At 73.3% G+C, this 9,321-nt stretch carries 1 protein-coding gene; it reads right to left on the bottom strand.

Features of this window, described 5'->3' with window-relative positions; genetic code table 11:
- Positions 1–9,321, bottom strand: a 9,321-nt coding sequence (locus tag T398_RS26130; RefSeq protein ID WP_496450474.1) for a type I polyketide synthase, incomplete at both ends; no start/stop codon positions are given.

Here is a 9,321-nt window from a genome sequence, read left to right as displayed (position 1 = left end):
ACGCCACAAGCGACGACGAACACGCCGTGTCCACAGTCATCGCCGGACCCTCGAACCCGAACGAATACGACACCCGACCCGAGAGCACACTGTTCGCCGTCCCCGTCAACACATGACCGTCACCGGTCTCGACGAACAACCCACCCGTGCCGTAACCCGAATTCGACGCCCCCACGAACACACCCACCGGACGACCCCGCAACGACCGCGGATCCACCCCCGAACGCTCCAACGCCTCCCACGACACCTCCAACAACAACCGCTGCTGCGGATCCATCGCCACCGCCTCACGCGGCGAAATCCCGAACAGACCCGCGTCGAAGCCGGTCGCGCTGTCCACGAACCCGCCCACCGCCGCGTAACCGACGCCGTCCGGCACCGCCCAACCCCGATCGGACGGGAACGCCGACATGCCGTCCGCGCCACCGGCGACCAACCGCCACAGATCCTCCGGCGACTCCACCCCACCCGGATACCGGCACGCCATCCCCACGATCACGATGTCGTCGCCGTCGACCCGCGCCGGCAGCGTCGCCACCGGCGCGTCGGCCACGGCCAGGCCGAGCGCGTGGAGGAGGTGGTCGGCCAGTGCCTGCGGGGTCGGGTAGTCGAACACCAGCGACGACCCCAGGTGCAGGCCGGTGGCCGCGTTGATCCGGGTCTTCACCTCCACCGCGGTCACCGAATCGATACCCAGATCCCGAAACGCCGCCCCGGCCTCCACCTGCGCCGCACCCGCATAACCCAACGCCTTCGCCGTCTGCGCCCGCACCAGCGCCAGCAGTTCCCGACGCCGCTCGGCCTGCGGAAGGCCGGCGAGGCGACTTGCCAGCGCCTCGTCGGCGGGGTTGTCGGAGGCGGCGACGACCGCCAGTTCCCCGAACAGCGGCGCGGGCCGCTGCGCGGCGAACGTCGCCACGAACCGCGACCAGTCCACATCCGCGACCGTCGTCGTCACATCACCGGCATCGACCGCCATGTCGAGGGCCTGCATCGCCAGGTCGGGGTCCATGGCGGCGAGGCCGCGACGGGCAAGGTAGTCAGCGGCGTTCCCCTCGCCGGCCATCCCACCGTCGGCCCACGGACCCCACGCGACGGCGGTACCCGCCTTGCCGGCGGCACGCCGCGACTCCACCAGCGCGTCCAACGCCGCGTTGCCGGCCGCATACGCGGCCTGACCACCGCTGCCCCACACCCCGGCAATCGACGAGAACACCACAAACAAGTCGAGATCCAGATCGGCGGTCGCCTCGTGCAGGTGCAACGCACCCGACACCTTGCCCGACACCACCGCCCCGAACGACTCCTCAGTGACATCAAGCAAACCCTCCATGCCCGACACACCCGCCGCGTGCACCACACCGGCCAGATCCTCAATGCCAGCCACCACGGCGCGAACAGCGTTCCGGTCGGCGACGTCACACGCCACCACCGACACCTCGGCACCCAGCCCAGTCAGCTCCGCCGCAAGATCACCGGCACCCGGAGCCCGATTGCCCCGCCGCGACACCAACACCACCCGCGACGCCCCACGACTCACCACCCAACGCGCCACCCGCGAGCCCAACGCACCCGTCCCACCCGTGACCAACACCGTGCCCGACAACGACACCGGCGCCACCGAACCCACCGCAGCAGCCCGCCGCAGCCGACGGGCATAGACCCCGGACGCACGCACGGCAACCTGATCCTCGCCACCCCCCGCCAGCACCGCCGCGAACCGGCGACCGTCGCGCTCCCCCAGCACCACCGGAACATCGACCAGACCACCCCACACCCGCGGCAACTCCAACGCCGCGACCCGACCCACACCCCACACCGTCGACGCGGCGACATCCGTCACCGACTCGGACCGACCCACCGCCACCGCACCACGCGTCACCACCCACACCGGCGCGGTGACACCGGCCGCAGTAACCTCCTGCAACGCGGAAACCAGCGACCACGCCTCCCCGCCGACCCACACCACACCCCGCACGTCGCCGACCGCCGCCGCCCGCACCACCTCGGCGCCGCCCGACGCCGGCACGAATGCGACCTCGGCACCGGCCGACACCAGCGCGGACACCACGTCGTCGGCCTGCGTGTCCGACACGACCAACCACGTACCGGACAGCACCGCAGGCGCCGGCTCCGCCATCGGCGCCCAACCGACCCGGTACCGCCAGCCCTCCACCACACCCTGCGAACGACGCCGGCGACGCCACGCGGACAGCGCCGGCAACATGCTCTCCAGCGTCCGGGCGTCCACGCCGTCGAGCTGGCCGGCGAGGCCCTCGTGGTCGCCGCGTTCCACTGCCGACCAGAACGCTCCGTCCTCGGCGCCCGCTGGCTCGGCCGCCTCGGTGGGCATCAGCCAGTAGCGATCCCGCTGGAAGGCGTACGTCGGCAGGTCCACCCGCGGCGCGGCCGGCAGGATCGCCGTCCAGTCGACCGGCACACCCTCGGTCCACAGCCGTCCGGCCGCCTCCAGGACGGTCGTGGCCTCGTCCCGGTCCTTGCGCAGCGCGGCGACGTAGGTCAGCTCGGGTGCTGCCATCGCGGACAGCACGGCCGCCGGCCCGACCTCCAGGCAGCGGGTCACGCCGTGCGCGGCCAGCCAGGTGATGCCGTCGTGGAACCGCACGGCCTCCCGCACGTGCCGCACCCAGTAGTCGGCGGTGAACTCCTCGACCGGCTCGCCGGTCAGATTGGACACGACCGGGATGCGCGGCGCGGCGAAGTCGAGGTGCGAGATCGCGGCGGCGAACTCGGCGAGCATCGGCTCCATCAGCGACGAGTGGAACGCGTGCGACACGGTGAGCCGGGCGGTCTTGTCAAAGCGCGCCGCCAGCTTGTCGAGGGCGGCGGCCTTGCCGGAGACGACCACCGAGGTCGGGCCGTTGACCGCGGCCACGTCGATCTTCCGGCGGCCGATCGCCGTCCGCACGTCGGCCTCGGTCGCCTGCACCGCCAGCATCGCCCCACCCGCCGGCAACGCCTGCATCAACCGGCCCCGCGCCGCCACCAACGTCACCGCGTCGTCGAGCGACATGACACCGGCGACGTGCGCGGCGGCGATCTCCCCGATCGAGTGACCCAGCAGGTAGTCCGGGGTGACCCCCCACGACTCCAGCAGCCGGAACAACGCCACCTCGACCGCGAACAACCCCGCCTGCGCGTGCTTGGTCTGGTGAATCTCGTCCGACCCCAGGGCCTCCCGCAACCCGTCGAACCGCGCCACGATCCCGTCGAACACCTCCGCGAACACCGGGAACCGCGCCGCCAACCCGACACCCATGCCGACGCGCTGCGCGCCCTGACCGGTGAGCAGGAACGCGGTCCGACCCGTGCCGCCGGAGCCGGCGTCGAGGTCCGTCAGCGCCGCCGCGAACGACGCCAGGTCCGATCCGACGACGACCGCGCGCCGGTCCAGCACGGCCCGGGTCGACACCAGCGCCGAACCGACGTCGGCCGGCCGCAGCTCGGGCCGCGCCAGCACGTACTCCCGCAGCCGCTCGGCCTGGGCCCGCAGCGCCTCCGGCGTGCGGGCGGACAGCACCCACGGCACCGGCCCGGTGACCGGCGCGGCCGGAGCCGGCGCGGACACCGGGGTGGGCGCCTCCTCCAGCACCACGTGGGCGTTGGTGCCGCTGATGCCGAAGGACGACACCGCGGCGCGGCGCGGCCGGTCGCCCGCCGGCCAGGCGACCGGTTCGGTCAGCAGGTGCAGGGCGCCGCTGGTCCAGTCGATGTGCGCGGACGGGGTCTGCGCGTGCAGCGTGCGCGGCAGCTCGCCGTGCCGCATCGCCAGCACCATCTTGATGATGCCGGCGACGCCGGCCGCGGACTGGGTGTGGCCGATGTTCGACTTGATCGAGCCGAGCCGCAGCGGGTGGTCGGCGTGCCGCTGGCGGCCGTAGGTGGCGAGCAGCGCCTGGGCCTCGATCGGGTCGCCGAGCGCGGTGCCGGTGCCGTGCGCCTCGACCACGTCGATGTCGGCCGGGGCGAGCCGCGCGTTCGCGAGGGCCTGGGTGATGACCCGCTGCTGGGACGGGCCGTTGGGGGCGGTGAGCCCGTTCGACGCCCCGTCCTGGTTGACCGCGCTGCCGCGTACGACGGCCAGCACCTGGTGGCCGTGCCGCCGCGCGTCGGAGAGCTTCTCGACGAGCAACACGCCCACACCCTCCGACCAGCCGGTGCCGTCGGCGTCGGCCGAGAACGGCTTGCACCGCCCGTCACCGGCCAGGCCGCCCTGACTGTCGAAGCTGGGGAAGATGTCGGCGCCGGCCAGCACGGTGACGCCGCCGGTGAGGGCCATCGTGCACTCCCCCGACCGCAGCGCCTGGGCGGCGAGGTGCAGGGCGACGAGCGACGAGGAGCAGGCCGTGTCGACCGTGACCGCGGGGCCTTCGATGCCGAAGGTGTAGGCGACCCGCCCGCTGATCACGCTCGGTGCGGTGCCGGTGAGCGCGTGCGCCTCGGCGCCGTCCGGTAGCGGGCCGGCGGTGCCGTAGCCGGACGAGGACGAGCCGATGAAGACGCCGACCGGCTCGCCGCGCAGCGACTCGGGGTCGAACCCGGCCCGTTCGAACACCTCCCAGCAGGCTTCGAGGAGCACCCGCTGCTGCGGGTCCATGGTCAGGGCCTCGCGCGGCGAGATGCCGAAGAGGCGGGAGTCGAACGCGGTCGCGTCGTCGATGAAGCCGCCCTGGCGTACGTAGTCGGCGGTGCCGGCGGCCCAGCCACGGTCGGTGGGGAACGGGCCGATGGCGTCGGCGCCGTCGGTGACGAGTCGCCAGAGTTCCTCGGGGTTGTTGGCGCCGCCCGGGTAGCGGCAGGCCATGCCGACGATCGCGATCGCGTCGTCGTCGGTCGCGGCCTGGACGACCCGCGCCTGTTGCGGGGCCGGCGCGCCGAGCAGCTCGGTGCGCAGGTGGCCGGCCAGGACGGTCGGGGTCGGATAGTCGAACACCAGCGTGGCGGGCAGCCGCAGCCCGGTTGCCGCGTTGAGCCGGTTGCGCAGTTCGACGGAGGTGAGCGAGTCGAAGCCGAGGTCCTTGAAGGCCCGGCTCGGCACCACCGCGTCGGCCGAGCTGTGGCCGAGCACCCCGGCGGCGGCGGTGCAGACCACGTCGGTCAGCAGCCGTTCCTGGTCCGCGTCGGCCAGCCCGGTGAGGCGTTGCGCCAGGCCGGGGCCGGCCACGCCGCCGTCGTCGGCCTTGCGGACGGCCGTGGTGACGAGCCTGCGCAGCAGCGGCGGCACCGCACCGGAGGCCCGGACCGCGTCGAGGTCGAGCCGCGCCGGGACGAGGTGCGCGTCCGGCAGCCGGTGAGCCGCGTCGAACAACGCCAGGCCCAACTCGTCGGACATGCCGCCGCCGACCCGGGCGGCCACCGCGCCGCCCATGCCGGCGGTGTTGGCCCACAATCCCCAGCCCAGCGACTGACCGACCAGACCGAGCCCGCGACGGTACGCCACGAAGCCGTCCAGGAACGCGTTCGCCGCCGCGTACGCCGCCTGGCCCGCCGACCCGAACACCGCCGAGATCGACGAGAACACGGTGAACATCGCCAGGTCCATGTCCCGGGTCAACTCGTGCAGGTGCACCACCGCATCGACCTTGGGCGCCAGCACCCCGGCCACCCGCTCCGGCGTCAGGCTGGTGAACACCCCGTCGTCGAGCACCCCGGCGCAGTGCACCACACCAGCCAGATCCTCGATGCCGTCGAGGACCCCCGCCAACGCCACCCGGTCGGACACGTCAGCCGCGACCACCCGCACCCGCGCGTCCAACTCCGGCACCGGCCCGCCGGAACGGCTCACCAACACCAGATCCCGCACCCCGTGGACATCGACCAGATGCGCCGCCACCACCGCACCCAACCCACCCGTGCCGCCGGTGATCAACACCGTCCCATCGACCGGACGGGGAACCAGCACCACGTTCTTCCCGACGTGCGCACCCCGACTCATCGTCCCCAGCACCGCCGGCAACTCCCGCACATCCGCCACGCTCGGCGGCAACAGGCGCAGGTCCCCGGCCTCGAACAACGCCACCAGGTCGGCCAACATCACCGCCGTGCGATCCGCCCCCGCCTCCGACAGGTCGAACGCCTTGTACCAAACCCCGAGCCGACGCTCGACCTCAGCGGCGTCACGAACATCCGCCTTACCCATCTCCACGAACCGGCCACCCGGGCGCAGCATCCCCAACGACGCATCCACGAACTCACCCGCCAGCGAGTCCAACACCACATCCACACCGCCGAACACATCCGCGAACCCGAGGTCCCGCGACGACGCGATGCGCTCCGGGTCCACGCCGAGCGCTTCGACAGCCGCCCACTTCCCCGGCGACGCCGTCGCGAACACCTCCGCACCCCACAACCGGGCCAACTGCACCGCCGCCGAACCCACCCCACCAGCAGCCGCATGCACCAACACCCGCTCACCGGCCCGCAACCGCCCCAGATCCGCCAACCCGTACCAGGCCGTCAGGAACGCCATCGGCACCGCCGCGCCCTGCGCGAACGACCACCCCGCCGGCATCCGCGCCACCACCCGCCGATCCGCCACCACCTGCGGCGCGAACCCACCATGGAACAACCCGAACACCCGATCGCCCACCACCAGGTCGGAAACGTCCGCCCCGACCTCCACCACCACACCCGCACCCTCGGAACCCATCACCGCATCCGGATCCGGATACATCCCCAGACCCAACAACACATCCCGGAAGTTCACCCCCACCGCACGAACCGCGACCCGCACCTCACCCGCGCCAAGCTCCGCACCCGCAACCTCCACACACGCCAGGCCCGACAACGCACCGTCACCACCCGGCGCCACCCGCCACGACTGGACGTCCACCGGCAGGTCGAGCCGGTTCGGCGGCGTGGTCAGCCGCGGCACACGGATCGTCCCGGCCCGCAGCGCGAGTTCGGGCTCGTCCGCGCGCACCGCCGCGCCGAGCAGCGACCAGGAGCGGTCGTCGTCGTCGATGTCGACAAGTACGATCCGGCCCGGGTTCTCGCTCTGCGCCGACCGCAGCAGACCCCACACCGCGGTCGCCGCCGGGTCGGTGACCGGCCCGGTGGCGGGCACGGCGTCGCTGGTCAGGACCGCCAGCCGGGTGTCGGTGAAGCGTTCGTCGGCCAGCCATGCCCGCACCGCGTCGAGGGCCGCGGTGGTCAGCGTGTGGGCGGCGGGGACGAGGCCGTCGCGGGCCGCCTCGGGGATCCGCCACAGGACCAGGTCCGGCAGTTCCCCGCCGTCGGGCAGGTCGGCGAAACCGGGGTACGTGACGGCGGCGCCGGCCCGCTCGTCGACACCGATCGCGGCGAAGGGGGCAGAAGCGCCTTCCGGTGCGGGCACCGCGGTCCAGTCGACGGTGTAGAGGGAGCCGTCGGTGACCGGGGTCGGCCGCTCCAGCGCGTCGGCGGTGACGGCGCGCATCGCGAGCCGGCCGATGCGGGCCACGGGCGCGCCGGTGCCGTCGGCGACGTCGATGGCGATGCCGGACGAGCCGGTGGCGGACAGCCGCACCCGCAGCACGCCGGCGCCGGTGGCGAGCAGGCGCACGTCCGTCCAGGCGAACGGCAGACGGGTGGCGCCGGCACCGGCCAGGTCGGTGAGGCCGATGACGTGCAGAGCGGCGTCCAGCAGGGCCGGGTGCACCCCGTACGCGGCCGCCTCGGGTCGGGTGTCCTCGGGCAGCGCCACCTCGGCGTACACCGCGTCGGCGCAACGCCAGGCGGCCCGCAACCCCCGGAACACCGGGCCGTAGGCGAGGCCGGCCCGGTCGGCGAGCTGGTCGTAGAAGCCGTCGAGGTCAACGGCGGTGGCGTCGGCCGGGGGCCAGGCCGACAGGTCGGGGGTGGTCCGGTCGGGGGCGGTCCGGTCCGGCGAGTCCGCGACGAGGCTGCCGACGGCGTGCCGCAGCCAGCGCGCGTCCGGTCCCGGCCGGGACCAGATGCTGACCGGCACGTGCCCGGCGCCGTCGTCGGCGCCGACGCTGACCTGTAGCTGGACCCCGTCGGCGGGCAGCACCAGCGGGGCCTCGATGGTGAGTTCCTCGAGCACCGGCCGCCCGGTCTGCCGTCCGGCCGAGGTGGCGAGTTCGACGAAGGCGGTGCCGGGCAGCACGGTACGGCCGAGCACAACGTGGTCGGCGAGCCACGGCTGCCGCTGGGCGGACAGCCGGCCGGTCAGCAGCAGCCCGTCACCGCCGGCGATGGAGACCGTCGCCCCGAGCAGCGGGTGTTCGGCGCGGCCGAGGCCGGCGGCCTCCACGTCTGCGCCGACGGCCCGGTCCAGGCGCGGCCAGAACCGGCGGCCCTGGAAGGCGTAGGTGGGCAGGTCGACGCGGGGCGCGGCGGGCAGGATCGCGGTCCAGTCGACCGGCACACCCACAGTCCACAGCTTTCCGACCGCACGCAGCAGACTGTCGGTGTCGTCGCGGTCCTTACGCAACGCCGGCACGTACGTCAACTCCGGCGCCGCCATCGCCGACAGCACACCCGCCGGCCCGACCTCCAGACAGCGGGTCACCCCGTTACCGGCCAGCCACCGCATGCCGTCGTCGAAGCGCACCGCCTCCCGCACATGCCGCACCCAGTAGTCGCCGGTGTATTCCTCGACCGGCTCCCCGGTCAGGTTCGACACCACCGGAATGCGCGGCGGCGCGAACGCGATGTGCCCGATCGCCGCCGCGAACTCGGCCAGCATCGGCTCCATCAGCGCGGAGTGGAACGCGTGCGACACGGTGAGCCGGGTCGCCTTGGCGAAGCGCGGGGCCAGCTCGTCGATCTCGTGCCCCGGGCCGGAGATGACGATCGAGGTGGGGCCGTTGACCGCGGCGACGTCCACCCCGCCGGCCAGCATCGACCGCACCTCGGCCTCGGACGCCTGCACCGCCAGCATCGCCCCACCCGCCGGCAACGCCTGCATCAACCGGCCGCGCGCCGCCACCAACGTCACCGCGTCATCCAGCGACAGCACACCCGCCACATGCGCGGCGGCGACCTCACCGATCGAGTGACCCAACAGGTAGTCCGGGATGATGCCCCACGACTCGCACAGCCGGAACAACGCCACCTCGACCGCGAACAGGCCCGCCTGCGTGTAGACCGTCCGGTGAATCGCCTCGGACTCGATCGCCTCACGCAACGGCACGTCCAGGAGCTGATCGAAACGCGCGCAAATGGCGTCGAACGCCGCCGCGAACACCGGGAACCGGTCCGCCAACGGCAAACCCATCCCGGCACGCTGCGCACCCTGACCGGTGAACAGGAACGCCAGACCACCCTCGACCACCACACCCGACACCGCCGCCGCCC

It is taken from the genome of Salinispora goodfellowii (assembly GCF_059570675.1).
The sequence above is the reverse complement of the archived record's forward strand: the minus strand, read 5'-3'. Positions and strand labels throughout refer to the sequence as shown.